The sequence below is a fragment of the Ramlibacter tataouinensis TTB310 genome (assembly GCF_000215705.1).
GTDB lineage: Bacteria > Pseudomonadota > Gammaproteobacteria > Burkholderiales > Burkholderiaceae_C > Ramlibacter > Ramlibacter tataouinensis.
In genome coordinates this window covers 3,285,884-3,311,242 of the sequence record NC_015677.1, presented here as the reverse complement: position 1 = coordinate 3,311,242, position 25,359 = coordinate 3,285,884, and the positions used below count along the sequence as shown (strand labels likewise).

Annotated in this window: 25 protein-coding genes; 9 read left to right on the top strand and 16 right to left on the bottom strand. The window is 71.4% G+C overall.

Annotated elements, in window-relative coordinates; all coding sequences use genetic code 11:
• The first annotated feature begins 109 nt into the window (after window positions 1–109).
• From RTA_RS19930 to RTA_RS15860, 3 genes are read left to right on the top strand one after another with little or no spacing between them, the layout of a single operon-like run.
• Window positions 110–2,293, top strand: coding sequence for a sensor histidine kinase (locus tag RTA_RS19930; RefSeq protein ID WP_081466300.1), 2,184 nt, complete (start codon window positions 110–112; stop codon window positions 2,291–2,293).
• Window positions 2,290–2,742, top strand: coding sequence for a response regulator (locus tag RTA_RS15865; RefSeq protein WP_013902443.1), 453 nt, complete (start codon window positions 2,290–2,292; stop codon window positions 2,740–2,742). Before RTA_RS19930 ends, RTA_RS15865 begins: the two co-directional genes overlap by 4 nt.
• A complete protein-coding gene (locus RTA_RS15860) occupies window positions 2,739–4,340 on the top strand; it encodes a hybrid sensor histidine kinase/response regulator (protein ID WP_013902442.1) in 1,602 nt (533 codons plus the stop codon). The genes RTA_RS15865 and RTA_RS15860 overlap by 4 nt, the downstream gene beginning before the upstream one ends.
• Window positions 4,341–4,350: 10 nt before the next feature.
• On the opposite strand, the gene RTA_RS15855 is transcribed toward RTA_RS15860, so the two are convergent.
• Entirely contained in the window at window positions 4,351–6,006 is a 1,656-nt protein-coding gene (locus RTA_RS15855; protein ID WP_013902441.1) for a SulP family inorganic anion transporter, read from the bottom strand.
• Window positions 6,007–6,087: 81 nt separating this feature from the next.
• Window positions 6,088–6,837, bottom strand: coding sequence for an SDR family oxidoreductase (locus RTA_RS15850; protein WP_013902440.1), 750 nt, complete (start codon window positions 6,835–6,837; stop codon window positions 6,088–6,090).
• 101 nt (window positions 6,838–6,938) lie between these two features.
• Between RTA_RS15850 and RTA_RS15845 the strand changes: the two genes are divergently transcribed.
• The gene (locus RTA_RS15845; RefSeq protein ID WP_013902439.1) at window positions 6,939–7,853 is read left to right on the top strand and encodes an AraC family transcriptional regulator; all 915 of its coding nucleotides are present in this window, start codon (window positions 6,939–6,941) and stop codon (window positions 7,851–7,853) included.
• Window positions 7,854–7,877: 24 nt separating this feature from the next.
• Here RTA_RS15845 and RTA_RS15840 read toward each other — a convergent pair whose 3' ends face one another.
• The 4 genes from RTA_RS15840 to RTA_RS15825 are packed head-to-tail and all read right to left on the bottom strand — an operon-like array spanning window position 7,878 to window position 12,145.
• A complete protein-coding gene (locus tag RTA_RS15840; RefSeq protein WP_013902438.1) occupies window positions 7,878–9,197 on the bottom strand; it encodes a sulfatase family protein in 1,320 nt (439 codons plus the stop codon).
• The gene (locus RTA_RS15835; RefSeq protein WP_013902437.1) at window positions 9,194–10,153 is read right to left on the bottom strand and encodes a Bug family tripartite tricarboxylate transporter substrate binding protein; all 960 of its coding nucleotides are present in this window, start codon (window positions 10,151–10,153) and stop codon (window positions 9,194–9,196) included. Before RTA_RS15835 ends, RTA_RS15840 begins: the two co-directional genes overlap by 4 nt.
• Before the next feature lie 29 nt (window positions 10,154–10,182).
• Window positions 10,183–11,169, bottom strand: coding sequence for a Bug family tripartite tricarboxylate transporter substrate binding protein (locus RTA_RS15830; protein WP_013902436.1), 987 nt, complete (start codon window positions 11,167–11,169; stop codon window positions 10,183–10,185).
• Window positions 11,170–11,188: 19 nt separating this feature from the next.
• Window positions 11,189–12,145 (bottom strand): Bug family tripartite tricarboxylate transporter substrate binding protein, encoded by a 957-nt coding sequence (locus RTA_RS15825; RefSeq protein ID WP_013902435.1) that lies wholly within the window; start codon window positions 12,143–12,145, stop codon window positions 11,189–11,191.
• A gap of 84 nt (window positions 12,146–12,229) precedes the next feature.
• On the opposite strand from RTA_RS15825, the gene RTA_RS15820 reads away from it, so the two are divergent.
• The 3 genes from RTA_RS15820 to RTA_RS19925 all read left to right on the top strand — a co-directional run bounded on the left by RTA_RS15820 (window position 12,230) and on the right by RTA_RS19925 (window position 15,958).
• The gene (locus RTA_RS15820) at window positions 12,230–12,754 is read left to right on the top strand and encodes a MarR family winged helix-turn-helix transcriptional regulator (RefSeq protein ID WP_041675661.1); all 525 of its coding nucleotides are present in this window, start codon (window positions 12,230–12,232) and stop codon (window positions 12,752–12,754) included.
• 3 nt (window positions 12,755–12,757) lie between these two features.
• A complete protein-coding gene (locus tag RTA_RS15815) occupies window positions 12,758–15,208 on the top strand; it encodes a ligase-associated DNA damage response DEXH box helicase (protein ID WP_013902433.1) in 2,451 nt (816 codons plus the stop codon).
• 129 nt (window positions 15,209–15,337) lie between these two features.
• Complete coding sequence (locus RTA_RS19925) at window positions 15,338–15,958, top strand: BON domain-containing protein (protein WP_049871314.1); 621 nt, start codon at window positions 15,338–15,340, stop codon at window positions 15,956–15,958.
• Here RTA_RS19925 and RTA_RS15805 read toward each other — a convergent pair.
• The 6 genes from RTA_RS15805 to RTA_RS15780 all read right to left on the bottom strand — a co-directional run bounded on the left by RTA_RS15805 (window position 15,945) and on the right by RTA_RS15780 (window position 20,187).
• Window positions 15,945–17,093 (bottom strand): zinc-binding metallopeptidase family protein, encoded by a 1,149-nt coding sequence (locus RTA_RS15805; protein ID WP_013902431.1) that lies wholly within the window; start codon window positions 17,091–17,093, stop codon window positions 15,945–15,947. The two genes, RTA_RS19925 and RTA_RS15805, sit on opposite strands and share 14 nt — an antisense overlap.
• A 40-nt stretch (window positions 17,094–17,133) precedes the next feature.
• The gene (locus tag RTA_RS15800; protein WP_013902430.1) at window positions 17,134–17,448 is read right to left on the bottom strand and encodes a BON domain-containing protein; all 315 of its coding nucleotides are present in this window, start codon (window positions 17,446–17,448) and stop codon (window positions 17,134–17,136) included.
• A gap of 23 nt (window positions 17,449–17,471) precedes the next feature.
• On the bottom strand, window positions 17,472–17,921 hold the full coding sequence (locus RTA_RS15795) for a hypothetical protein (RefSeq protein ID WP_013902429.1): 450 nt from the start codon (window positions 17,919–17,921) through the stop codon (window positions 17,472–17,474).
• A 25-nt stretch (window positions 17,922–17,946) separates the two neighbouring features.
• On the bottom strand, window positions 17,947–18,315 hold the full coding sequence (locus RTA_RS15790; RefSeq protein WP_013902428.1) for a phage holin family protein: 369 nt from the start codon (window positions 18,313–18,315) through the stop codon (window positions 17,947–17,949).
• Between the two features lie 19 nt (window positions 18,316–18,334).
• On the bottom strand, window positions 18,335–18,664 hold the full coding sequence (locus RTA_RS15785) for a DUF883 family protein (protein WP_013902427.1): 330 nt from the start codon (window positions 18,662–18,664) through the stop codon (window positions 18,335–18,337).
• 176 nt (window positions 18,665–18,840) lie between these two features.
• The gene (locus RTA_RS15780; RefSeq protein ID WP_013902426.1) at window positions 18,841–20,187 is read right to left on the bottom strand and encodes a CHASE3 domain-containing protein; all 1,347 of its coding nucleotides are present in this window, start codon (window positions 20,185–20,187) and stop codon (window positions 18,841–18,843) included.
• Window positions 20,188–20,322: 135 nt separating this feature from the next.
• Between RTA_RS15780 and RTA_RS15775 the strand changes: the two genes are divergently transcribed.
• Window positions 20,323–20,955, top strand: coding sequence for a response regulator (locus RTA_RS15775; RefSeq protein WP_013902425.1), 633 nt, complete (start codon window positions 20,323–20,325; stop codon window positions 20,953–20,955).
• Between the two features lie 17 nt (window positions 20,956–20,972).
• On the opposite strand, the gene RTA_RS15770 is transcribed toward RTA_RS15775, so the two are convergent.
• Window positions 20,973–21,365, bottom strand: coding sequence for a response regulator (locus RTA_RS15770; RefSeq protein WP_013902424.1), 393 nt, complete (start codon window positions 21,363–21,365; stop codon window positions 20,973–20,975).
• 310 nt (window positions 21,366–21,675) lie between these two features.
• On the opposite strand from RTA_RS15770, the gene RTA_RS15765 reads away from it, so the two are divergent.
• Window positions 21,676–23,724, top strand: coding sequence for an AsmA family protein (locus tag RTA_RS15765; protein WP_013902423.1), 2,049 nt, complete (start codon window positions 21,676–21,678; stop codon window positions 23,722–23,724).
• Here the strand turns inward: RTA_RS15765 and RTA_RS15760 are convergent.
• From RTA_RS15760 to RTA_RS15750, 3 genes are all read right to left on the bottom strand, one after another.
• On the bottom strand, window positions 23,721–24,476 hold the full coding sequence (locus RTA_RS15760; RefSeq protein ID WP_013902422.1) for a HesA/MoeB/ThiF family protein: 756 nt from the start codon (window positions 24,474–24,476) through the stop codon (window positions 23,721–23,723). The genes RTA_RS15765 and RTA_RS15760 overlap by 4 nt on opposite strands.
• Before the next feature lie 63 nt (window positions 24,477–24,539).
• Complete coding sequence (locus RTA_RS15755; protein ID WP_013902421.1) at window positions 24,540–24,941, bottom strand: HVO_A0114 family putative DNA-binding protein; 402 nt, start codon at window positions 24,939–24,941, stop codon at window positions 24,540–24,542.
• Window positions 24,938–25,279, bottom strand: coding sequence for a DUF6516 family protein (locus RTA_RS15750; protein WP_013902420.1), 342 nt, complete (start codon window positions 25,277–25,279; stop codon window positions 24,938–24,940). The genes RTA_RS15755 and RTA_RS15750 overlap by 4 nt, the downstream gene beginning before the upstream one ends.
• Window positions 25,280–25,359 lie beyond the last annotated feature (80 nt).

The following is a 25,359-nucleotide window of genomic DNA, read 5'->3' as shown; positions in this document are numbered from 1 at the left end:
ACCGCACCTGCCCCAGGGAAGCCGTCCTACACTGCTGGGCTGGAACGGCTTCATACTGGTCCCACTGCCGCGCCATCCGCGGCACGTCACACATCAACCACTGATTGGAATGGCTGGCCTTCGCTCGCCCCTCGGGCTGTCCCTGGTACTTGCTGCGGCGGCGGTGCTGGCCACCGGCGCCGGCGCCTACTGGAACACGCAAGGCGTGGCGCGGGCGACCGCCCGGGTGGCGCACACCCACCAGGTGCAGGCCGCGCTGGAAGAGGTGCTGTCGGTGCTCAAGGACGTGGAGACCGGCCAGCGCGGCTACCTGCTGACCGGGCAGGAGCCCTACCTGCAGCCTTACCTGGAGGCGAGCGCGCAGCTGGAGGCGCGCATAGCCAGCGCGCAGGCGCTCACCGCGGACAACCTGCTGCAGCAGGAACGCGTCGCCACGCTGCGCACGCTAGCCGCGCGGCGGGTCGCGGTGAGCCAGGAAGCGGTGCGGCGGCGCCGGTCGGGCGACATCGACGGGGCGCTGCAGGTGGTGAACTCCGGCCGCGGCAAGCAGGTGATGGACGCGGCCCGCGCCGAACTGGCCCTGATGAAGGCCGAGGAGCAGCGGCTGCTGGCGCTGCGCATGGCCGAGGTGAAGGCCGCCAGCCGGCGCAGCGCCACCTTCGCGGTGCTCACCACCGGGCTGGTGCTGGCCTTGCTGGCCACGGCCTTCGTCACGGCGCGCCGCGCCGGCCGGAAGGTGCGCGCCAGTGAGCGCTCGCTGCGAAGCAGCCTGGTCGCCGCCGAACAGAGCAACCGCGAGCTCGCCTTCCAGAAGTACGCGCTGGACCAGGCCGCCGTGGTCGCGGTAACCGATGCCCAGGGCACCATCACCTACGTCAACGACAAGTTCTGCGAGGTGTCGGGTTACGGCCGGGACGAACTGCTGGGCCGCAACCACCGCCTGGTCAACAGCGGCGCCCACCCCGGACGCTTCTTCGACGACCTGTACGCCACCATCGCCGAAGGCCGCACCTGGCATGGCGAGATCCACAACCGCCGCAAGGACGGCAGCCTCTACTGGATGGACACCACCATCGTGCCGCTGCTGGATGCCCACGGCCTGCCCGAGCGCTACGTCTCCATCCGCTACGAGATCACCGAGCGCAAGGAGGCGGAGGACGCGCTGCGCCGCAGCCAGGCGCTGACCCAGGCCATCATCGAGGGCGCCAACGCGCTGGTCTATGCCAAGGACCTGCAGGGCCGCTACTTCCTGACCAACCGGGCCTGGCGTTCGCTGGTGCACCTGACCCCCGAGGAGGCCGAGGGCACCGACGACGTGCATGTCTTCGGCCCCGTGGTGGCGCAGCGCCTGCGCGAGATCGACCGGCAGGTGCTCGAATCCGGCGAGACCGTGGTCACCGAGGAGGTGGTGGTGATCGCCGGGCGCAGCCGCACCTACCTGACCAGCAAGTTCCCGCTGCGCGAGGCCGACGGCACCCTCTATGCCGTGTGCGGCGTGTCCGCCGAGGTGACCGAGCTCAAGGCCGCGCAGCGCGAGGTGCAGCGGCTGAACACCCAGCTGGAGCAGCGGGTGGCCGAGCGCACGCGCCAGCTGTCCGAGGCCAACCAGGAGCTGGAGGCCTTCAGCTACACCGTCTCGCACGACCTGCGGGCGCCGCTGCGCGGGCTGCAGGGCTTCGCCCAGGCCGTGCACGAGGATTACGGCGAGCGGCTGGACCCCGAGGGCCGCGACTACCTGGACCGCATCATCGCCGCCGCGCGGCGCATGGAGGGCCTGATCCAGGACCTGCTGGACTACGGCCGGCTGGCGCGCGAGGAGCTGCGGCTGCGGCCAGTCCACCTGTCCACCGCCGTGGCCGAGGCGCTGGGCCAGCTGGCGTCCGAGATCGAGCGGCGCCACGCCGTGGTGTCGGTGCAGGAGCCGCTGCGGGCCGTGATGGCCCACCCCGCCGTGCTGATGCAGGTGCTGGCCAACCTGGTGGGCAATGCCGTCAAGTTCGTGGCGCCCGGCGCCGTGCCGCGGGTGCGCATCCGCGCCGAGCGGCTGGGCGACGGCGTGCGCACCTGGGTGGAGGACCAGGGCATCGGCGTCAGGCCCGAGCACCAGGAGCGCATCTTCCACGTGTTCGAGCGCCTGCACGGCCAGGAGTCCTACCCGGGCACCGGCGTCGGCCTGGCCATCGTGCGCAAGGGCTGCGAGCGCATGGGCGGCCGCTGCGGCGTGCTGTCGGCGCCGGGCGGTGGCAGCCGCTTCTGGTTCGAGCTGACCGCGGCGCCGGGGGGCGCGGCATGACCGGCGCGCCCGCCATCCTGCTGGTCGAGGACAATCCGGACGACGTGCTGCTGATCCGCCGCGCCTTCCGCCGCAGCGGCATCACCACGCCGCTGTCGGTGGTGGGCGACGGCGACGCCGCGGTGGCCTACCTGGCCGGCGAGGGCCCGTACGCCGACCGCTCGCTGCACCCCTTGCCGCGCCTGGTCCTGCTGGACCTCAAGCTGCCCTGCCGCTCCGGCCTGGAGGTGCTGGCCTGGATCCGCGGGCGTCCGGCGTTCAGCGGGCTGGTGGTGGTGGTGCTCACCAGTTCCAGCGAAAGCCGCGACCTGGAGCGCGCCTACGCCCTGGGCGTCAATTCCTTCCTGGTCAAGCCGGTCGAGTTCGACCGGCTGCTGGACATGGTCAAGACGCTGGACCTGTACTGGCTGGGCTTGAACGAATATCCTCCACGACAGGAAGCACCATGATCTCGCCGGCGCTCATTCTTGTACTGGACGACAACCCGGACGACCGAGCCCTGGCGGTGCGGGCGCTGCGCGCCGAGTTCCCGGAGGCGCGCTACCTGGAAGTGGGCACGGAATCGGGCTTCCACCAGGCGTTCGCGCAGGGCGGGTTCGACGCGGTGGTCACCGACTACCAGCTCAAGTGGTCCGACGGCCTGCAGGTGCTCAAGGCGATACGCCGCAGCTATCCCGAGGTGCCGGTGGTGATGTTCACCAACACCGGCACCGAGGAGGTGTGCGCCGCGGCCATGCGCGAGGGCGCGCACGACTACATCCTGAAGAAGGCCAACCATTACGTCATGCTGCCCGCCGCGGTGCGCACCGGGCTGGCGGTGGTGAATGCGCGGCGCGTGGTGCGCGAGCAGCAGGCGGCGCTGCAGGCCGCGCTGGCGAGCGAGCGCGAGGCCCGCGAGCGCGCCGAGCGCGCCGACCGCCTGAAGGACGAGTTCCTGGCCACGCTGTCGCACGAGCTGCGCACGCCGCTCAACGCCATCCTGGGCTGGACCCAGGTGCTGCAGCGTGCGCCCGAGAACGCCGAGACCGTGGCGCAGGGCGCGCGGGTGATCGAGCGCAACGTCAAGACCCAGGCCCGCCTCATCGAGGACCTGCTGGACGTCTCCAGCATCATCTCCGGCAAGCTGCGGCTGGAGACCATGCCGGTGGAGCTGCTGCCGGTGGTCGAGGCCGCGCTGGAGGCGGTGGCGCCCACGGCCCAGTCCAAGGGCGTGCGCCTGGAGCGCCGGCTGGACACCGGCGCCGGGCCGGTGCTGGGCGACGCCACCCGGCTGCAGCAGGTGTTCTGGAACATCCTGGTCAACGCGGTCAAGTTCACGCCCTCGGGCGGCCGGGTGCGGGTGGCCCTCGAGCGGGTGGGCGAGATGGCGCAGGTCACCATCACCGACACCGGCGAGGGCATCTCCCCCGACTTCCTGCCCCACATGTTCGACCGGCTGCGCCAGGCCGACGGCTCGACCACGCGCCGGCATGGCGGGCTGGGCCTGGGCCTGTCCATCGTCAAGCACCTGGTGGAGCTGCATGGCGGCACCGTGCACGGCGACAGCCCCGGTCCCGGGCAGGGCGCATCCTTCGTGGTCCGCCTGCCGCTGGCGCCGGTGGCCGAGCGCCGCCGCGTGGCGCCCGAGCCGTCGTCCGCGGAAGCCGGGGTCGGCTGCGTCTCGCTGGCGGGTGTGCGCGTGCTGGCCGTCGACGACGAGCCGGATGCCCGCGACCTGCTGCGCAAGGTGCTGGAGGACTGCGGCGCCCAGGTCCAGGTGGCCGCGTCGGCCCGCGAGGCGCTGGCGCTGTTCGCCGAGTCCAGCCCGGACATCCTGGTCTGCGACATCGGCATGCCGGCCGAGGACGGCTATGCGCTGATCAGCCAGGTGCGCAAGCTCGAAGGCGACGCGCCGCGCGTGCCGGCCATCGCGCTCACCGCCTTCGCCCGGGCCGAGGACCGCCGGCGCGCGCTGCTGGCCGGCTTCCAGCTGCACCTGGCCAAGCCGGTGGAGGCCGACGAGCTGGTGGTGGCCGTCGCCAGCCAGCTGGGCCGCACCGGCGCCTGAGCCTGCGTCCTCAGGGGCTGAGCCGGCCGAACGCCAGCAGCGCCTCCACGTCGGTGCGGTACATGCGCAGCAGCGGGCTGTCGTGCAGCGCGCCGGCGCGCCGCAGCACCTGTTCCACCGGCAGCTTGAGGCCGCTGATGTGCAGGGTGATGCCGCGCGCCTCCAGCGTCTTGCGCAGCTGGGTGAACACCTCCACGCCGGTGGCGTCGATGCGGTTGATGGGTTGGGCGAACAGGCACACGTGCTGCACGTCCGGGTGGGCCGCCAGGTGGTCCACGATGGCGCGCTCGAAGGCGCTGGCCGAGGCGAAATCCAGCTCGTCGTCCATGCGCAGCGCGTACATGCGGTCGGCCAGCGGAGCGAGCTTCCACAGGTGCCGGTCGCGCAGGCTGCCGTCGGGGTGCAGGCCGACCTCGATGATGCGCGGGTGCAGCCGGTGGTACAGGAAATGCGCCAGGCCCAGCACCACCCCGGCCAGCACGCCCCAGTAGATGCGCGGCGCCGACAGCAGGGTGACCGCGAAGGTGACGCCGGCGGTCACCGCCTCCATCGGCTGGATGCGCCACAGCCCCAGCAGGCTGCGCGGCTTGACCAGGCCCAGCACCGCGGCCACCACCACGGCGGCCAGCACCGCCGAGGGCACGTGGTACAGGGCGGGCGTGAGGAACAGCAGCACCAGCAGCACCAGCGCCGTGGTGGCCACCGTGGCCCAGCCGGTGCGGGCGCCGGCGTACAGCGTGATGGCCGAGCGCGAGAACGAGGTGCTGGTGGGAAAGCTGCCCGAGAATGCCGAGGCCAGCTTGCCCACGCCCTGGCCGATCAGGTCCTGGTTGGCGTCCCAGCGGCGGCCGTCGCGCTGCGCCTCGATCTTGGCGCTGGCCGCCATCTCCAGCGAGCTGACCAGCGCGATCACCAGCGCCGGCGCCACCAGGGCCAGGAAGCGCTCCCACCCCGGCAGCCCGGGCCAGTAGGGCGAGGGCAGGCCCACCGGCAGGGCGCCCACCACCGCGCCGCGCGCCGCGTAGCCGGTGATCGCGCTCAGCGCGGCGGCGGCGGCCAGCACCAGCAGCACCATGGGCAGCCGCGGCAGCCGGCGCTTGCCGAGCTCGAACAGCGCCAGCGCGCCCAGGCCGTAGCCCAGGGCTTCCAGGTCGAAGCGCGGTGCCTCCAGCAGGCCGGACAGCGGGCCTTGCAGGCCGAGCAGGGCGGGCAACTGCGAGGCAATGATGAGGAAGGCCGCCGCCTGGCTGAAGCCCGTCAGCACCGGCGAGCTGACCAGGTTGAGCACCCAGGCCGCGCCACTGGCGCCCACCGCCAGCTGCAGCATGCCTGCCAGCAGCGCCAGCCACACAGCCAGTGCCACCCATTGCGCGCTGCCCGGCTCGGCCAGGCCCACCAGCGAGGCGCCCACCAGCACGCTGCTCAGCGCCGAGGGCCCGACCGACAGCCGGGTGGAGCTGCTGAACAGCACGGCCAGCAGGGCCGGCAGGAAGGTGGCGTACAGGCCCGTGACCAGCGGCATGCCCGCCAGGCCGGCATAGGCCACCGATTGCGGGATCATCACCACGGCCACCGTCAGCGCGGCGGCGACCTCGCCGCGCAGCAGGGCCGCGTCGGGCCGCGGCCAGTTGAGGAAGGGGAGCCAGCGGGAGAGCTTGGAGGGCATCGGCCGAGCTTACGCCAGAGCGCGCGATGCGATCCGCCTGGCGCACCTCACTTCGATGCCGAGCGTGCCGTCTCTGGCAATTCAGGAAGCGTCGATCGCCCAGGCCTCGGCATCGGCGCCGGCCGGGATGCGCATCGGGGCCGCCGGATCGGTCGCCGCGCGCCACACCGCTTCGGCGACGTCCAGAGCCCGGGTCGTCGGGGTTGACGTGTCCTGCAACTCTGCGAAGACCTTCCTCACCAGGTCTGCATAGGCCTCGTGGTCGAGGCCGCGCATGCGGGGCCGCGCGTTGTCGCCGAAGCGTGTCTCGGGCGAGCGGCCGGGCAGCACCAGCCGCGCGCGCACGCCGAACGGTTCGAGCTCGAGCGCCATCGACTCGGTGAACGCGTTCACCGCCGCCTTGCTCGCGCGGTACGAGGCGATCAAGGGCAGCGCCTTCAGCGTCACGCTCGACGTGACGTTGACCACGACGCCGGCCCCGCGCAGACGGAACTGGGGCAGCACCGCCTGCGTCAGTGCGATCGTGCCGAAGGTGTTGGTCTCGAAGACCTCGCGCACCGTCGCCAGCGGGGTGAGTTCGGCCGGGGACGCGACGCCGAAGCCGGCGTTGTTGACGAGCACGTCGATCGGCCCCGCGGCCTCCACAGCCTTGCGGATGCTCTGCGGATCGGTGACGTCGAGCGCGAGCACGCGCAGGCGCTCGGAGGGCGGCAGCACGTCGTTGCGCGGCGTGCGCATGGTGGCGACGACCTGCCAATCGCGCGCCAGGAAGTGGCGGGCGATCTCGAGGCCAAAGCCGGACGAGCAGCCGGTGATCAGAACGGTTTTCATGAGGACTCCTTGGGGGATGGTTGGTCGGGGCCAAACGATAGGTCGTCCGGGCCGGACTCACTACAATCGGGAGTCCGACTCTCATGTGAAATAGTCCGATCATGGTCGATCCGCTGGCCGAGGTGGTCACCCTGCTGCAGCCGAGCGCGCGGTTCTCCAAGCTCGTCTTCGGCGCCAGCCCCTGGCGCGTCAGCCGCTCGGATGCCGGCCAGCCCTTCTATTGCGTGGTCCTCGAGGGCGGCTGCCGCATCGCGATCGATGGGCATGAGCCGACCGAGCTCCTTCCGGGAGACTTCATCCTGGTTCCTGCGGCCTATGGCGTCACGGTCTCCAGCCTCGAGCCGCCTCCGACGGGCGTCGAGACGCCGGCGCCCCTCGCGCTGGGCAACGGCGAATTCAGGGTCGGCGCCCAGGACGGCCCGATCGACGTGCGGATGCTGGTGGGCCACTGCAGCTTCGGTTCACCGGATGCGTCCCTGCTGGTCTCGCTGCTGCCGCAGCTCGTGCATGTCCGCGGCGAGCAGCGGCTGGCCACGCTGGTGCAACTCGTGCGCGAGGAGTCGCGCGAGCAGCGGCCCGCGCGCGAGGTCGTGCTCGCGCGGCTGCTGGAGGTGCTGCTCATCGAGGCGCTGCGATCCGCCGCAGGCACGAACGCGTCGCCGGGTCTCGTGCGCGGGCTTGCCGACGGCCGTCTCGCGGCCGCGATCCGCGGGATGCACGAACGCCCGATGTACGACTGGACGGTGGCCGAGCTCGCCAACGAGGCCGCGCTCTCGCGCTCGACCTTCTTCGAGCGCTTCGGCCGCACGGTGGGGGTCGCGCCGATGGAGTACCTGCTTGCCTGGCGCATGGCACTCGCGAAGGACCTGCTGCGCCGCAACGCGGGCGGCGTCGCCGAGATCGCGGAGCGCGTCGGCTACAACTCCGCCAGCACGTTCAGCACCGCCTTCGCGCGGCACGTCGGCCGGTCGCCGACGCGATACGCGCGCGAGCAGGCAGCCGCGAACGCCGCATGAGCCCGCGCAATTGCCGCCGCGCCCCTAGCGCTGCGGCATGTCCTTGGCGCCATAGCCCAGGCTGACGGTGGCGTCGGGCGGGATGGCCGGCATGCCGGCGTTCCATTCCTCCCAGGCCTCGCGCATGCGCGCCAGGCGCCGCGGGTCGCGGCCGGCCAGGTTGGCGCGTTCGCGCTCGTCGGCCGGGATGTCGAACAGGTAGTCGTGCCCGTCCACCCGCAGGTACTTCCAGTCGCCGTCGCGGGTGGCGCGCTGGCCGCGGTGGTTCATGCGCCAGTGCATGGGGCGGGCGAAGCGGCGCGAGGCATCGCGCAGCACCGGCAGCAGCGAGACGCCGTCCAGCGGGTAGGCCGGGTCGGCCGCCGCGCCGGCGGCATCCAGCACCGTGGCCGACCAGTCCATGGTCATGCAGGGCTGGGCGCTGGCGCCGCCGGGCGCGATGACGGCGGGCCAGTGCGCGATCCAGGGCACCCGGATGCCGCCCTCGGTCAGGTCCATCTTGCCGCCCACCAGCGGCCAGTTGTCCGAGAAGCGCTCGCCGCCGTTGTCGCTGGTGAAGACGACCAGGGTGTCGCGCTCCAGGCCGTGCCGCCGCAGCGCGTCCATCACCCAGCCGATGCCCTCGTCCATGTGGTGGATCATGCGGCGGTAGGTTTCGACGTTGCCGCCGTGCAGGTGGAACAGGTTGTCCTTCACCTCGGCCACCTTGCCGGCGTCCTCGCGCGTCTCCCAGGGCCAGTGCGGCGCGGTGTAGTGCAGGCTGAGGAAGAAGGGCGCGTCCTGCCGCGCCATGCGGGCGACGTAGTCGACGGCCCGGCGCGACAGCAGGTCGGTGAGGTAGCCCTCCTCGGCGCGCTCCTGCTCGCCCAGCCACAGGTCGTGCTGTCCGTTGGAGCTGCAGTGGCTGAAGTAGTCGACGCCGCCCGACATCGGCCCGAAGAACTCCTCGTAGCCCGAGCGCAGCGGACCGAAGGCCGGCGGGTAGCCCAGATGCCATTTGCCGATCAGGGCCGTGCGGTAGCCCGCCGCCTTGAGCAGCGACGGCACGGTGGGATGCTCGGGCGGCAGGCCCAGGGTGGTGCTGCCGCGGCTGCGGCTGTTGATGGGCTCCTCGGCCGCGCCGCGCAGCCGGTACTGGTAGCGCGCCGTCATCAGGGCGAAGCGGGTGGGCGAGCACACCGGCGAATTGGCGTAGCCCTGCGTGAACCGCAGGCCCTTGGCGGCCAGGCCGTCCAGGACCGGCGACACGCGGCTGAACCCGGCCTCGCGCCCGCCATAGCAACCCAGGTCGGCGAAGCCGAGGTCGTCGGCGACGATGAAGACGACGTTGGGGCGCCCGTTCATTCGACCTTCATCCCGGTGGCGCGGATCACCTGGCCGTAGCGTTCGGACAGGTTCGCCAACCGCCTGGCCGCGGCGGTGCCGGCCGTGCCTTCGTGATGCATATCCAGGCTGCCCAGCCGTGACCGGATCTCCTGGCGCGCCAGGGCGCCCTCGATGGCGTTCTGGATGGCCTGCGCGACGGGCGCCGGCGTGGCGGCCGGCACCATCGCCAGGTACAGCACCTCCTGCTCCAGCTGCGGCATGCCCGCTTCCCGCACCGTGGGCACCTCGGGCGCCAGCGTCGAGCGCCTGCTGCTGGTGACGGCCAGCGCCGTCATCTTGCCGGCCTTCACGTGCGGCAGCATGCCGGGCGTGGCGAGCACGCCGCCGGTCACCTCGCCGGACAGCACGGCCTGCACCGCCGGCGCATTGCCCTTGTAGGGCACGTGCGTGATCCTGATGCCCGTCGCTTGCGTGGCCATCTCCGCGGCCAGGTGGCCCGGGCTGCCGTTGCCGGCGCTGCTGAAGGTGACGCCCCTGGTTTTCCCGGCGGCGACGAGGTCGGCCAGGGTCTTGAAGCCATTGGACGGATGCACGCCCACCAGCAGTCCCGAGGAGCCCATGATCACCAGCGGCTGCAGGTCGGCCGGCTTGAACGGCATGCCCTGGTAGATGTGCGGGTTGACGGTGGAGGTCGAGTCGATGGTGAACAGCACGGTGTGGCCGTCCGCCGCAGCCTTGGCGACGGCATCCGCGCCGATGTTGCCGGCGGCGCCGGGCCTGTTCTCCACGACGAAGGGCTGCTTCAGTTCGCGCTGCAGCGTGTCCCCGACGGCGCGGGCCAGCAGGTCCAGCGGCCCGCCCGCCGGGAAGTTGACGACGAAGCGGACCGGCCGCGCGGGCCAGGCGTCCTGCGCCAGCGCGGGCGCGCAGGCGGCGCAAAGGGCGAGTGCCGTGGCCACGAGGCGGCGTTGCATGGGGGTCCTCCTGGTCGATGGCGACGGCATCAATCGGCCTTCAGACCCAGGCGCCGCACCAGCGGCTCCCAGCGGGCCATCTCGGTTTGCATCAGCTCCCGCGCCTGCGCACTGGTCGTGCCCTGGGCCAGCAGATCGGCACCCTGCAGGCGGGTGCGCACGGCCGGGTCCTTCATGATCTCCGCGGCAGCGCGCTCGAGTTCGCGCACCACGGCCGCCGGCGTGTCCTTGGGCGCCTGCAGCACCAGCCGGAAGCTCGCGTCCAGCCCGGGCTGCCGGAGGGCGGTGGCCAGCGTGGGCACGTCGGGCGCCAGCGGCGACGGCGCGGCCGAGGACACGGCCAGGGCTAGCAGCGTGCCGGCCTTCACGTGCGGCAGCACGGTCGGCGTGGCCAGGAAGCCGCAGTTCACCTCGGCGGCCAGCACCGCCTGCGTCGCCGGCGCCGGCCCGCGGTAGGGAATGTGCTGCATCCTGATGCCCGCGCCCTGCAGGAACATCTCCGACGCCAGGTGCCCCGGCACGCCCGGCCCGCCCGAGGCGTAGGTGAGGTTCGCATTGCGTGCCCTGGCGACCAGCTCCGGCACGGTCTTCGCGCCCGTCGAGGGGTGGCACACCAGCATCTGCGTGAAGCTGCTCAGCACGGACACCGACACCAGGTCGGCGCGCGCATCGAAGTTCTGGCTGCCATAGACCAGCGGGTTCACGGTCAGCACCGTGTCGGGGCTGAGCACCAGCGTGTGGCCGTCCGGTTCGGCCTTCGCGGCGACGCCGGCCGCGAGGTTGTTGCCGGCGCCCGGGCGGTTCTCGACGACCACCGGCTGGCTGTAGCGCTTGCCGAGCTGCTCGGCGAACACCCGCGCGGTGATGTCGGACGGCCCGCCCGGCGGCGAGCCGACCAGGATCTTCACGGGCTTGGTGGGCCAGGACGGTGCCTGGGCCAGGGCGCTTCCCGCCAGGGCCATCATCGTGGCGGCCAGGACGCCGAGGCGCCCGCGGGTGAGGGGACTTGCGGACATGGGGTTCTCCGTCATGCGGTCAATCGAGGCTCACGCCAGTGGCCTTGATGGGCTTTTCCCAGCGCGCGAGGTCGGCCCGCTGCGCCGCGGCGAGTTCCCGCGACGTGGAGCCGACCGGCTGGTAGCCGAGGCCACGCAGGCGCTCCTGCAGGGCGGGCTTCCCGACCGCGGTGCGCACCGCTTCTTCGAGCCGGGACAGCGTGGCGGGTGCCAGGCCGGCGGGCGCATACATCGCGAACCAGGCCGTGGCTTCCATGTCCACGCCGGATTCCCTGAGGGTCGGCACCTCGGGCACCTGCGGGTCGCGCGCGCCGCCGGTGACGGCGATGATGCGCACCTTGCCGGCCCTGTGGAGCTCGGCGGTCTCGGACACCACGTCGAACTTGTAGCCGATGTGGCCGCCCAGCAGGGCGGTGTTGGCGGGCCCGCCGCCTTGGAACGGCACATGGGTGAGCGGCACGCCGGTGCTCTGTTCCAGCATCACGCCCATGAAGTGCGGCAGCGTTCCCAGCCCGGGCGATCCGTAGGTGGCGCTCTTGGCGTCCGCCCTTGCCTTGGCCAGCATCCCGGGCAGGGTCTTCACGTCGCTGGCCGGCCCGGACACCACGCCGAACTGGAAATGCGCGAGCAGCGAGACGGGGGTGAAGTCCTTGACCGCGTCGTATTCCAGCTTCTTGTACACGTGCGGGAACAGGACCATCGGCCCGCTGGGCAGGATGATCACGGTCTGGCCGTCGGGCCTGGCGGCCTTCACCGCGGCCAGCGCCAGCCGGCCGCCGGCGCCGGGCCTGTTCTCGACCACGACCGAGGAGAACGCGTCCCGCATCGCATCGGCCATGAGGCGCGCCAGCACGTCGGCCGAGCCTCCCGGCGGGAAGCCGACGAGGATGCGCAAGGGCGGCTTGTCCTGCGCGGCGGACGCGCCGCACGCGCAGGCCAGCGTGAGCGCGAGGAAAGGGCGGCGGGCCAGGCGCATGTCGTCTCCTTGGGGGCCGGGATGGGACCACTCTAGTTGCCGGACAATCGATTGATCAAATCAACCGTCCCTGCGACAAACCCTATGCCTGCGACGCATCGGCTGGACGATCCGTCCGTGCTCGACGACCTGCTGCTGTACCGGCTCAACCGGCTGCTGGCGACCGCCGGCGGCATGGTCATCCGCCTGTGCGAAGGCCGCTTCGGCATCACCCGGCGCGAGTGGCGCGTGCTCGCGCTGCTGGCCGAGCAGGAAGGACTCCTGTCGTCGGAGCTGGCGGTCCGCGCGCAGCTCGACCGTGCCCGCACCTCGCGGGCCGTGACCTCGCTGGTGGCCAAGAAGCTGGTGGCCCGCGTCTGCGGGCCGGCCGACCGGCGCCAGGCCCGCCTGTCGCTCACGGCCCCGGGCCGCGCCCTGCATCAGCAGCTGTTCCCGCTGGTGCGCGGCATCAACCAGCAACTCCTGTCCGCGCTGTCGCCGCGCCAGGTCGCGCAGCTCGACGCCAGCTTCGCCGCGCTGCAGGCGCAGGCCGACCGCATGCTGCAGGCGGCCGAGCTGCCCAAGGCGGACCGGCGCCGCGGCGGCCGCCAGCGGCTGGCCATGGGGTGAGGCGTGGGCGCACCGCTCTCCCCCGCCACGACGTGGCTCGCCGGGCGCGGCTGGACGCCTTTCGATTTCCAACGGGCCGTGTGGGACGCGATCGCGGGCGGCCAGAGCGGCCTGCTGCATGCCACCACCGGCGCCGGCAAGACCTACGCCGTGTGGCTGGGCATGCTCGACGCGCTGCTGCGCGCGCATCCGCCCGGCCGCGAAGCCCAGCCGCTGCGCGTGGTGTGGCTCACGCCCATGCGGGCGCTGGCGTCCGACACGGCCAAGGCGCTGGCCGAGCCGCTGCGTGACCTGGCCCCGATGTGGACGCTGGGCCTGCGCACCGGCGACACCGCCAGCGCCGAGCGCACCCGCCAGGACCGGCGCTTCCCGACGGTGCTGGTGACCACGCCGGAATCGCTGACCCTGATGCTCACGCGCGAGAAGGCGAGCGAGGAACTGGCCACGGTGGCCCATGTCGTGGTCGACGAATGGCACGAGCTGATCGGCAGCAAGCGCGGCGTGCAGGTGCAGCTGGCGCTGGCGCGGCTGCGCCGCCTCCAGCCGGGGCTGGTGACCTGGGGCCTGAGCGCGACGCTGGGCAACCTGGAGCAGGCGGCCCAGGTCCTGTGCGGGCCGCAGGCCGGGGCGCCTGCGGCACTGGTGCGCGGCAGGGTGGACAAGACCCTGGTGATCGACACCCTGGTCCCGCCCGACCCCGGCAAGTACTCCTGGGCCGGCCACCTGGGCGCGCGCATGCAGCTGCCGGTGGTGCAGGAGATCGAGAAGTCCGGCACCACGCTGGTGTTCACCAACGTGCGCTCGCAGGCCGAGATCTGGTACCAGCTGCTGCTGCAGGCCAGGCCCGACTGGGCCGGCGAGGTCGCGCTGCACCACGGCTCCATGGACAAGGCCGCGCGCGAATGGGTGGAGGAGGGCCTCAAGGCAGGCCGGCTGAGGGCCGTGGTCGCCACCTCCTCGCTGGACCTGGGGGTGGACTTCCTGCCCGTGGAGCGGGTGCTGCAGATCGGCTCGGCCAAGGGCGTGGCCCGCATGATGCAGCGCGCCGGCCGCAGCGGCCACGCGCCGGGCCGCGTCAGCCGCATCACCCTGGTGCCCACCCACACCCTTGAACTGGTGGAGGCCGCCGCGGCGCGGCGCGCGGCGCAGGAGGGCCGCATCGAAAGCCGCGAGTCCCCGCGCAAGCCGCTGGACGTGCTGGTGCAGCACATCGTCACCGTCGCGCTGGGCGGGGGCTTCCGCGACGAGGCGCTGTTCGAGGAGGTGCGCACGGCCTGGGCCTTCCGCGACCTGACGCGCGAGGAGTTCGACTGGGCCCTGGCGTTCTGCGAGCGCGGCGGCCAGAGCCTGAACGCCTACCCGGACTACCACCGCATCGCGCGCGACGAGGCGGGCGTGTGGCGCGTGCCCGACCGCGGCATCGCCAAGCGGCACCGCCTGGGCATAGGCACCATCGTCAGCGACGCGTCCATGCAGGTGAAATACCTTTCGGGCGGCAGCATAGGCACCATCGAGGAAGGCTTCATCGCGCGGCTGCGCAAGGGCGACTGCTTCTTCTTCGCCGGCCGGCTGCTGGAGTTCGTGCGGGTGCAGGACATGGCGGCCTACGTGAAGAAGGCCGCCGGCAAGAAGGGCACGGTGCCCACCTGGCAGGGCAGCAAGATGGCGCTGTCCACCGAGCTGGGCGACGCGGTGCTGGAGATGATGCAGGCGGCCGCGCGCGGCGAGTTCGAAGGGCCGGAGCTGCAGGCGGCGCGCCCCATGCTGGAGATGCAGGCGCGGCTGTCGCGGCTGCCCACGCCCGCCACGCTGCTGGTGGAGAGCTTGCGGTCGCGCGAAGGCCAGCACCTGTACGTGCACCCGTTCGCCGGCCGGCACGTGCACCTGGGGCTGGCCAGCCTGCTGGCCTGGCGGCTGGCGCGCGAGCGGCCGGGCACCTTCAGCCTGTCGGTCAACGACTACGGCTTCGAGCTGGTGAGTGCCGAGCCGTTCGACCTGGAACCGGTGACCAGCCGGGCGGTGTTCGCCACCGGCGACCTGCTGCACGACGTGCTGGCCTCGCTCAACTCGTCCGAGCTTGCCCAGCGGCGCTTCCGCGAGATCGCGCGCATCGCCGGGCTGGTGTTCTCCGGCTACCCCGGCCAGCCCAAGAGCATGAAGCAGCTGCAGGCTTCCAGCGGCCTGTTCTTCGAGGTGTTCCGCAAGTACGACCGCGGCAACCTGCTGCTGACCCAGGCCGAAACCGAAGTGCTGAGCCAGGAGCTGGAGATCTCGCGCCTGGCGGCCACGCTGGAGCGGGTGCGCGGCCGCACGCTCGAGTTCGTGGAGCTGCGCCATCCAAGCCCGATGAGCCTGCCGCTGATGGTGGAGCGCTTCCGCGAAAAGCTCACCACCGAGCAGCTGTCCACCCGGCTGGACCGCATCCTGCGCGACGCGGAGCGCGCGGGCGGCTGAGCGGCGCGCGCGCCGGTTTGTCCTACGCCCGCTTCGGAGCTCTCCCACTGGCCGGCCCCCGGGGCCGCTCTAGAGTGGGCTGCATGAGGGGCCGCCGGCCCCGCTTGCATTTGAAGAGAAAGGAATGCCATGAACCACCCCTTCCGCTCCAGAGGCCTGGTGGCCGCCTCCTCGCTGGCCGTGCTGCTGGCGCTGGGCGCCTGCGGCGAGCGCAACGACGGCCAGACCGTGGGCCAGAAGATCGACGAGGCCATCGCCAACACCGCGGAAACCGCCAAGGACGTGAAGCAGGGCGCCCAGCAGGCTGCGGGCGACGTCAAGCAGGGTGCCCAGGAAGCCGCCGCGGACGCGAAGACCGCCGGTCAGAAGATCGAGAACAAGACCGAGGAGCTGTCCGCCGATGCCAAGTCGGCGACCCAGGAGGCCGCCAGCAAGACCAAGGAAGCGACCGCCGAGGCGCGTACCTCGGTGATGGGCGCGGCCGGCGCCGCCAAGGAGAAGACGCAGGCGGCCGGCGAGCGCGTCGGCGCCAAGGTCGACGACGCCCAGATCACGACCAGCGTCAAGAGCGGCCTGGCGGCCGACAAGAACCTCAGCGCCACGCAGATCGACGTGGACACCCGGGACGGCGTGGTCACGCTCAAGGGCACGGCGCCCAGCGCGGCTGCCAAGTCGCGCGCCAACGAGATCGCGCGCAACGTCAAGGACGTGAAGTCGGTCAACAACCAGCTGACCGTCAGGGCGGGCTGACCCCCTCGGTGACGCAGGCCGGCGCCGATACCGGCTGCCCGGCCTGCGGCCGCGCCGCTGCTGCGGGCTCGTGGATCACGTCGTGCACGAAGCGCAGCTTGCGCAGCGCGCCCGCGCTCAGGGCGAAGGGGTAGGCGTCCTCCTGCCCCAGGCTGCGGTTGAGGCTGTTGACCAGCAGCGTGACCGGCACCCACTGCTCGACCAGGTGGTCGAAATCGGTCTGCGGCTCGAACGGGCTGTCCACCTCGTCGACGATGTCCTCCCCGTTGCCCGGGACCACCACCCGCGTGCCGTAGGAGGCGGCGGTCTCCAGCAGGTCCACCATGTGCAGGTAGTGGGCCCAGGTCTCGGCCCAGTCCTCCCAGGGGTGGGCCGTCGCATACGCGCTGACGTGCTGCTCCTGCCAGTTGGGCAGCGTGCCGCCGCGGGCGTAGTGGGCGGCCAGCGCCTGCGCGTAGTCGACTGACTCGTCGCCGAACACCTCGCGGAAGGCCGCCACCCGTCCGCCCTCCTGGATCAGGCGGTCCCAGTAGTAGTGGCCGGACTCGTGGCGCAGGTGGCCCAGCAGGGTGCGGTAGGGCTCGTGCAGCTCCACGCGGCGCTTGACCCGCTCGGCGTCGTCGGCCTCGGCCACGTTGAGCGTGATCAGGCCGTTGCAGTGGCCGGTCAGCACCTTCTGTCCCGGCAGGTCGGCCAGGAACTCGTACACCGGCCCGTCCCGCTCGCCCGGCGGCGGGTCGGTCCTGACCAGGCCCAGGCGCGCCAGGGTGAAGAACAGGCGGCGCTTGGCCAGCTCGATGCGGTACCAGCGCTGCTGGTTGTCGGGCACGGACAGGTCGGGCAGCACGCGCGTCTGCCGGCATGACACGCACAGCGGGTTGGGGTCGTGCTCCGGCACGGCGAAGTTGCAGGCCTGCCAGGTGCCGTGGTTGTGGCACAGGCGGTAGCGCGCGCGCGCCAGGCTGGCCCGCCCGGTCTTGCGCTGCCAGATGCCGGGCACGCCGTCCGGCACCGGCTCCACGGCGCACAGCGCCAGCCGGTCCGGCAGGAAGGCGAGGTCACTGCCGCAGTGCAGGCAGCGCACGTTCTCGAAGAACAGCGCCTGCCCGCAATGGTCGCAGCGGAAGATCTTCATCGCTCAGGCGCGCCGCGGCGCGCCCTCATCAGGTGGCGTGTCAGGGGCGGACGATCAGGTTGTTCCGGACGTCCTTGACGCCGTCGGTGGTGCGGGCGATGCGGCCGGCCGCGGCCTTCTCGGCCTCGGACTTGGCGAAGCCGGACAGGGCCACCGTGCCGTTGAGCGTGTCGACGTTGATCGACATGCCGCCGGTGCTCTTGTCCTCCAGCAGCTTGGCCTTGACCTTGGTGGTGATCACCTTGTCGTCGACGTAGCCGCCGACCGTGGACTGGTCGCGGGCGACGGCGCAGCCGGTGCTGACGGCGGCGACGCCCAGCATGACGGCGAGCAAGAGTGCGTTGGCGTGTTTCATGGTTTTCTCCTTTGAAGGGTGGATCATTCGTGCTCCGTGAACTCCGCTTCCTCGGTGTCCTGCGGGAGGTGGGCGGCCGACATGGCGTGCGAGATGGCGTTGGTCACCACCGAGGACCGCAGCAGCGCCACCAGCACCCCGGTCAGCGAGATCAGCTTCCACGGGCGCGCGAACACGAAGGCCGCGCCGGCCACCGCCGCGATGCCCAGGAACTGCGCGGGCTTGCGCGCTGCGTACCGGGACAGCACCGGCGTGGCGAGTTCCAGCACCGTGTGCGCCGGATGGTGCTGCCACCAGTTGCGTCCCACGTCGCCGAAGCCGGAGAAGCGGCCGGGGCTGCGGCGGGGCGACACGGCCTTGCGGGCCTTGGTCTGGAGCTGCTCCTGGCTCTCGCGCCGGTTCTCCTGCTTGCGCTGGAGGTGCTCGACGATGGCCAGGCGGGTCTGTGCCAGCTTGTCGCTGCTTCGGGTCATGACGCGGCTCCCGTGCGGCGCGCCATCAGCGCGCCCCCAGGGTGCGCAGCGCCTGCGCGTCGGCGTCGAGCTGGGAGCGCAGTTCGGTGAACGCCCCGGTGGGCATGCGCTTGCGGGCCGCCATGGCGGCCGCCACCGCCGCCGCCAGCAGCGCGGCGGGCACGATGACCAGCATCCAGCTGAACTCGTGCACCGCACCCAGCATCAGCGCGACGCCGGCCAGGATCAGGAACACCAGGCCGCATACCCCCGCGATCGCCCAGGCGATGGCGCAGCGCGCGACCTGGCCCCCGACCGTGGAGGCCTCCTCGCGCGCCAGGGCGGCATAGCCGGCCACGTGGTCCATGACCAGTTCGGGCTTGCTGACCAGGACGGAGAAGATCGGGTGCACCATCGCTGCCCTCGTCCGGGGCTCAGTAGCGGCCGCCGCGGCGGCGGGACAGCAGGAAGGCGCCGGCCACCAGCGCGCCGACGGCGGCGGCGATCAGCGCCGCCTTGACCGGCTGCTCGGTGACGTAGCGCGTGGTGGCGCTGGCGTAGTGGCCCATCTGGCGCTGCGCTGCGGACGCGGTGTCGGCAACGCCGTAGCGCAGGTCGCGCATCTTCTCGGCCGCGCGCTCCAGGGTCTGGGCGGCGAACTCGCGCGTGCTGTCCAGGGCGCCGCCGCCGGCGCTGGAAGCGTCGTCGGCGAGGGAGCGGGTGGCAGAGGCTCGGGCACGGAGGGTAGGGCTGCGATGGATCATGTTGTCCTCTCTTTTGCGTGGGTGACAGCGGGAGCCGCAGGAAGCGGCGACGTGGACAAGCGTACGGCTCAAGGTCAGCCGTCTTTGATCAGCGTGCGGCGTGACTGGATGTCGGTTGGGTGGCGGGGCTCCTGTAGGACAACGCCGCCTGCGGGACCGTTCGCGTTCCCAGGGCCTCAGGCACCCGGCTCCTGCGGCAGCGCGGCCGACACGCGGGTGCCCTGGCCCGGCGCCGAGGCCACCGTGAAGCGGCCGCCCGCCGCCTCCACGCGGTGGCGCATGCCGGCCAGGCCGTGGGTGGACGGCCGCATCCGCTCGAGGTCGAAACCCTTGCCGTCGTCCTTCACGGCCACCTCCACGGTCTGGCCGTAGCCGTGCACGCTGATCTCGACCTGCCGGGCCTCGGCGTACTTGGCGATGTTGGTGAGCGACTCCTGCACCAGGCGGTAGACGGTGAGCTGGCGCGCCTCGTCCAGCTGCACCGGCTCCAGGCTGGTGGCGACCTCGACGCCGGACTGCTCCGAGAATTCGCGCGCCAGGATCTCCAGCGAGGCCGACAGGCCCAGGTTGGCCAGCGAGGAGGGCCGCAGGTCCTCGATGATGCGGCGCTTGAGCGCGATGCCGCTGTTGAGGGTTTCGGTCAGGTGCTGCAACCGCTGGCTGACTTCCGGCGGCGGCGACCCCAGGCGCGACTTCAGCCGCGCCACGTCGAGCTTGGCGGCCGTGAGCAGCGCTCCCAGCTCGTCATGCAGCTCGCGCGCCAGGTGGCCGCGCTCCTGCTCGCGCACCTGCTGCAGGTGGGTGGCCAGCTCGGCCAGCGACGCGGTGCGGTCGCGCACCTGGCGCTCGAGCAGGTCACGCTCCTGCTGCAGCACCCGCTGCTGGCGCTCGTCCGCGCGCCTGAGCGCCTGGCTCTGGCGCAGGTACAGGTAGAACGCCAGCAGCCCCGCCAGCGCCACGCCGGCGATGCCGATGCGCGCCAGCAGCAGCGAGCGGTGCACCTGGGTCTGGCTGACTTCCATGCGCTCGGTGGCGGTGTGGATCAGGCCCGCCGCCTGCGTGCGGATCGCGTCCATGTGCTCCTTGCCCACGTCGGTGAGCAGCACGAACTTCCAGGCGTCCTCGTTGCCCTGCTTGCGCATGCGCACCGACAGGTCCATCTCGGCCAGCTTGCGCTGCACGTCGCGCGACAGCCGGGCGACGCTGGCTGACTCCTGCGAGCCGGGCGGGTAGGCCGCGCGCAGCGCGTCCAGGTTCTGGCCGATGTCGGCGGCGGCCGCGCTGTACGGCTCGAGGTAGCGCGGGTCGCCGGTGAGCAGGTAGCCGCGCGAACCGGTCTCCGCGTCCAGCACCTGCTGCAGCATCCGGTTGAGCGTGCCACGGTTGCGCGATGCCTCGGCGATGTCGGCCAGCGCGGCGCGTGAGCGGTGATAGCCGGTTTCGTTGATACCGATGAGTACCAGTGCCGCGAGCAGAGCCAGCGCAAGGCTGAGCGCGGTCCTGGACAGTGCGAGCCTCGGCATCAGCGCGGCCCCGAACCGCGGCCGTTCTGCATAGAATTCCAGTCCGCCATGGCCCGAGCGTAGGCCATTTCAGTCGAAGTTGGGCATGAAGTTGGGCCACAATGGGCCTGCAACAGGCATCGAAAGAGAACGGACATGATCAAAGTCGGCATTGTGGATGACCACGCCATCGTTCGGTCGGGACTCAAGCAGTTCTTCTCCGAACAGGTGGACCTGCGCGTGGTCGGCGAGGCCGCGAGCGGACGCGAAGCGATCGACCTGGTCCGCACGACGGAGCTCGATGTCCTGGTGATGGACCTGTCGATGCCCGGTCAGAGCGGCATCGACGCGCTGGGCATGATCCGCGCCAAGGCCCCGGACGTGGGCATCCTGATCCTCTCCGGCTACCCGGAGGAGCACTACGCGATGAACCTGATCCGCCAGGGCGCGAGCGGCTACCTGAACAAGGAATGCGAGCCGATGGAGATCGTCAACGCGATCCGCACCATCGCGCTGGGCCGCCGCTACATCTCGCCCGCGGTGGCGGAGCTGCTGGCGCAGCAGCTCAATCGCAAGGAAGGCGGCGCGCCGCACGAGCAGCTGTCCGAGCGCGAGTTCCAGGTGTTCCTCAAGCTGGCCAAGGGCGAGACCGCGGGCGACATCGCCAAGGCGCTGTCGCTGTCGGTCAAGACCGTGAGCACCTACCGCACGCGGCTGATGGAGAAGATGAGCCTGGCTTCCAACAGCGACCTGACCTACTACGCGCTGAAGAACAAGCTGATCGACTGAAGGCGCCTTGAAGCCCTTCAGGCCGCGCGGCTGAGGCCGTCGCCGGACTGCTGGATGCACCAGTCCACCAGCGCGTCGATCTCGTTGGATTTGTCGAACACGGCATCGGCGCCCAGCTGCGCGCAGCGCCGGCGCATGTCGTCGGTGGCGTAGTTGCTGAGAACCACCACGCGCTGGCGCGGCATGCGGCCGCGGCAGGCTTCCAGCACGCCCAGCCCGCTGCCTTGCTTGAGGAACAGGTCCACGATGGCCAGGTCCCACTGCGCGGACTGCGCGGCGAGCCAGGCCGCGGCGTCGTCTTCGGTCTCGGCCCAGCCCAGGGCTTTCACGCAGGCCAGTTCCTCCAGCGCTCCGATCAGGTTCTCGCGGATGGTCGCGTTGTCTTCGACGATGTAGGTTCGCAGTTCCACGGCGATCGATGGGGCTTGTTACCGCGCTGGGCGCGTGTGGTTGTGAAGCCTTCTCCTCGCGCCTCCCGCTGCGGATTGTGCAGCGCTCTTCGGGGGTGCGACCGTAGGAGGTTTCCTACTGATGAGGTGTAGGCAGCAGCCGACAGGGGCTGCCGTCCGCTGCTGACCATGCGAGCCATGCGGCGCCCCCACACTGCTGCCAGGCCCGCGTTGCGGGTGGGGTGTCCACCAAGTGATGAAGCTGCTGTCCGGTCCGTTGATGGTCTTGCTCGGCACGCCGCTGGCCCGCGCGTCCGGCGGAAGGTGAGCCATGGCCAGCAGGGCGACGACCTATCTCGCACGGCGGTCGCCCTGGTTCAAGCTGCTGGCCGCAGGGCTGCTGCTGGTCGCAGCCCTGGCGCTGCTGCTGGCCCTGTTCCCCTGGGACTGGCTGCGCGGGCCGCTGAACCGCTACGTCAGCGAGCGCACCGGCCGCCATTTCGAGATCACGCGCCGGCTCGACGTGGACCTGGGCCGCACCACGCGCGTGATCGCCGACGGCATCGTGTTCGCCAACCCGGAGTGGGCGCGTGATCCCTACCTGGTCAAGGCCGAGGGGGCCGAGGTCCACGTGCGGCTGTGGCCGCTGCTGCGCGGGCGCATCGAGCTGCCTCGCATCGAGCTGCGGCGGCCCGAGCTGGGTCTGCAGATGGAGCCGGACGGCCGGCGCACCTGGGCGCTGGACCGGCAGGACAAGAACGAGCCGCGGCGCGAGCCGCCGCACGTGGGCGTGCTGGTGGTGGACGAAGGCTCGCTGCACTTCCTGGCCAGCGGCCGCGGCGCCGACATCCGCGCCGATTTCGCCATCGACACGCGCGCCGCGCCGCGCGCCGGCGGGTCGGCGGTGCTGCCCCTGACCTTCAAGGCGCAAGGCACCTGGCAGAAGGCGCCGTTCGCCGCCCAGGGCCAGACCGGCAACGTGCTCTCGCTCGGCGGAGGCCAGGCGCAGCAGCCGTTCCCTGCGCAGATCGTGCTGACCGCCGGCGGCACCTCGCTGCGCGCCGAAGGCACGGTGGCCGGCCTGCCGCGGCTGGAGGGCGCCGACGTTGATTTCAATCTGCAGGGGCGTAACCTGGCCGAGCTCTACCCGCTGGTCGGCGTGGTGCTGCCCGAGACCCCGCGCTACGCGGTGCGGGGCCGGCTGCAAAAGCAGGCCCAGGTGTGGAGCGTGTCGCGGGTGCAGGGGCGGCTGGGCCAGTCCGACATCGCAGGCCATCTGAGCTATGACCGCTCCGGCGCCGTGCCGCTGCTGACCGGGCAGCTGCAGTCGCAGGCGCTGGACCTGGACGACCTGGCGCCGCTGGTGGGCCTGCCCGAGCAGCGCAAGGGCCGGCCGGTGCAGGCGGCCCGGCGCGGCGAGCAGGGCGGCCGGGTGCTGCCCGACACGCCCCTGGACGTGGAGAGGCTCAAGGCCATGAACGCCGACGTGCGGTTCAGCGCGGCGCGCATGGTCAACGTGCGCCAGCTGCCCCTGGACCGCATGAGCGGCCGGGTGCGGCTGGAGGGCGGCCTGCTGCGGCTGGACGACCTGGACCTGGGCGTGGCCGGCGGCCGGCTGGCGGGACAGCTGCGCATCGACGGCCGCAACCGGCCGGCCGACGTGGCCATGGACCTGGACGCGCGGGGCCTGGAACTGGGGCGGCTGGTGCCCGGCCTGCGCAACATGAACCGGGCCAGCGTGGGCAGGATCCATGGCGACATCGAGCTGCAGGGTCGGGGCCGGACGGTGGCCGAGATGCTGGGCAGCTCCTCGGGCAACGTCGCCCTGCTGATGGGCCAGGGCCGCATCAGCAACCTGCTGCTGGAGTTCGCGGGGCTGGACGGCGCCGAGGTCGCCAAGTTCCTGCTGGGGAAGGACCAGTCGGTGCCGCTGCGCTGCGCGGCCACCGCCTTCGACGTCAAGCAGGGCCTGATGACCGCCCGAGCCCTGGTGCTGGACACCGCCGACACGGTGATCTGGGGCAGCGGCACCATCAACCTGGCCACCGAGGCGCTGGACCTCACGTTCAAGCCCCGGCCCAAGGACCCGAGCATCCTGACCTTGCGCTCGCCGCTGCACCTGACCGGAACGCTGGGCAATCCGCAGGGCAGCCTGGACATGGGCTCGCTGGCCGGCCGGGCCGGGCTGGCGCTGGCCCTGGGCGCCATCAACCCGCTGCTGGCGCTGGCCGCCACCATCGAGACCGGGCCGGGGGAGAACGCCGACTGCAGCGCCGTGCTGCGCGAGGCCTCATCGTCCAATGCCGCGTCGGGGCGCGCGGCGGCGGCCACGATGGGCGGCCCGGCGGCCGCAGGTGCAGCAGCCTCCACCTCCCGCTAGCGCCGCAGCGGCGCGCAGACCGGGCAGGCCGCGTCGCGCGGCACCCGCAGCTCGGTCCAGGCCATGGCCCGGGCCTCCAGCATCAGCAGGCGGCCCGCCAGCGACGCGCCGGCCCCCGCCAGGATCTTGATCGCCTCGGCGGCCTGCATCGAGCCGATGATGCCCACCAGCGGCGCCAGCACGCCCAGGGTGGCGCAGCGCGTCTCCTCCAGCGCCTGGCCCGGCGGGAACAGGCAGGCATAGCAGGGCGAAGCCGGATCGGCCGCATCGAACGCCGTTACCTGACCGTCCAGGCGGATGGCGGCGCCGCTGACCAGGGGCACGCCATGCCGCACGCAGGCGGCATTGACGGCATGCCGGGTGGCGAAGTTGTCGGTGCAGTCCAGCACCACGCCGGCGCCGGGGACCAGGTCGTCCAGCAGGGCGGCATCGGCCCGCACCGCCAGCGCGCGCACCTGCACGCCGGGGTTGATGCCGGCCATGGCCTGGCGCGCCGAATGCACCTTGGCCTGGCCGATGCGGTCCATCGCATGGGCGATCTGCCGCTGCAGGTTGGTGAGGTCCACCGTGTCCGCGTCGACCAGGGTGAGGTGCCCCACGCCGGCGCCGGCCAGGTACAGCGCCACCGGCGAGCCCAGGCCGCCGGCGCCTATCACCACGGCGCGCGAGGCCAGCAGCCGTTCCTGGCCTTCCACGCCGATCTCCTCCAGCAGGATGTGGCGCGAATAGCGCAGCAGGTCCTCGTCCGTCATGGGTGGATTGTCGCCAGAGAACGGGTGCTGCGCTTGGGACCCATGCGCGAGTGAGGTGCAGCCCTAAGCTGCAGTGATGCTGGCATTGATCGAGATCGTGCTGGCTACCGGGGTCACGATTTTTTTCTGCCCATGGCCGGCATTCGCCACCGATTCGACCCTCACCAGCCCGAGCTTCTTCAACCTGGCAACATCCTTCGAAACCGCACTCTGATCACGATGAGTCGCCACGGCCAGATCGCCGATCGACCGGGGACCTTTGCTTGCCAGGCGCAAGAGTTCGAACCGCTTTGGCGTCAGCTCGCTGAGGAACGCCTCGAATTCATAGCTGGTGAAGACCCTGGAGTAAGGCAAGGTATCGGTTTTTGCGTCCAGCGCCTGTGCAACCTCCTTGCTCCTGCGGATGTGTTCGCCAAGACCTTTGTCCTTGGCGAAGTCTTCCAGCGTGATCTTTCGATTCGTCATTCTTTCTCCCCATTGACGAACTTCATCGCGATGGCCTTCCACTCCCGCTCGAACCTGTCGTACAGCTCCTTGTAGCTGGTGAAAGGATCGGCAGTCATCTGTCCCATGTAGTGCTTGTGCGAGAAGCCGTGGCTGTTGTCATACCCGAGCACTCGGCCGTTGTCTCCATTGAAAATGAGCGGGTTGATGTAAGCCACTGCGTAGTGCGTCACCTTCTTCGAAGGTAACTCCCGAACCACGCGTTCCTTCAGGACGCCGCCACCCAGTCGAGCCGGGATCTTCACGTCCTTGGGTGCATACGTCTCCTGCTTCTTGGGGACCGCCTTCTTGCCAGCCATGATCTCTCAAATCCACCCTGATGTCAAAGTGATGACCATTCTGGGTGGACATCACACATAGCTCAACTGCGACCTGGCCA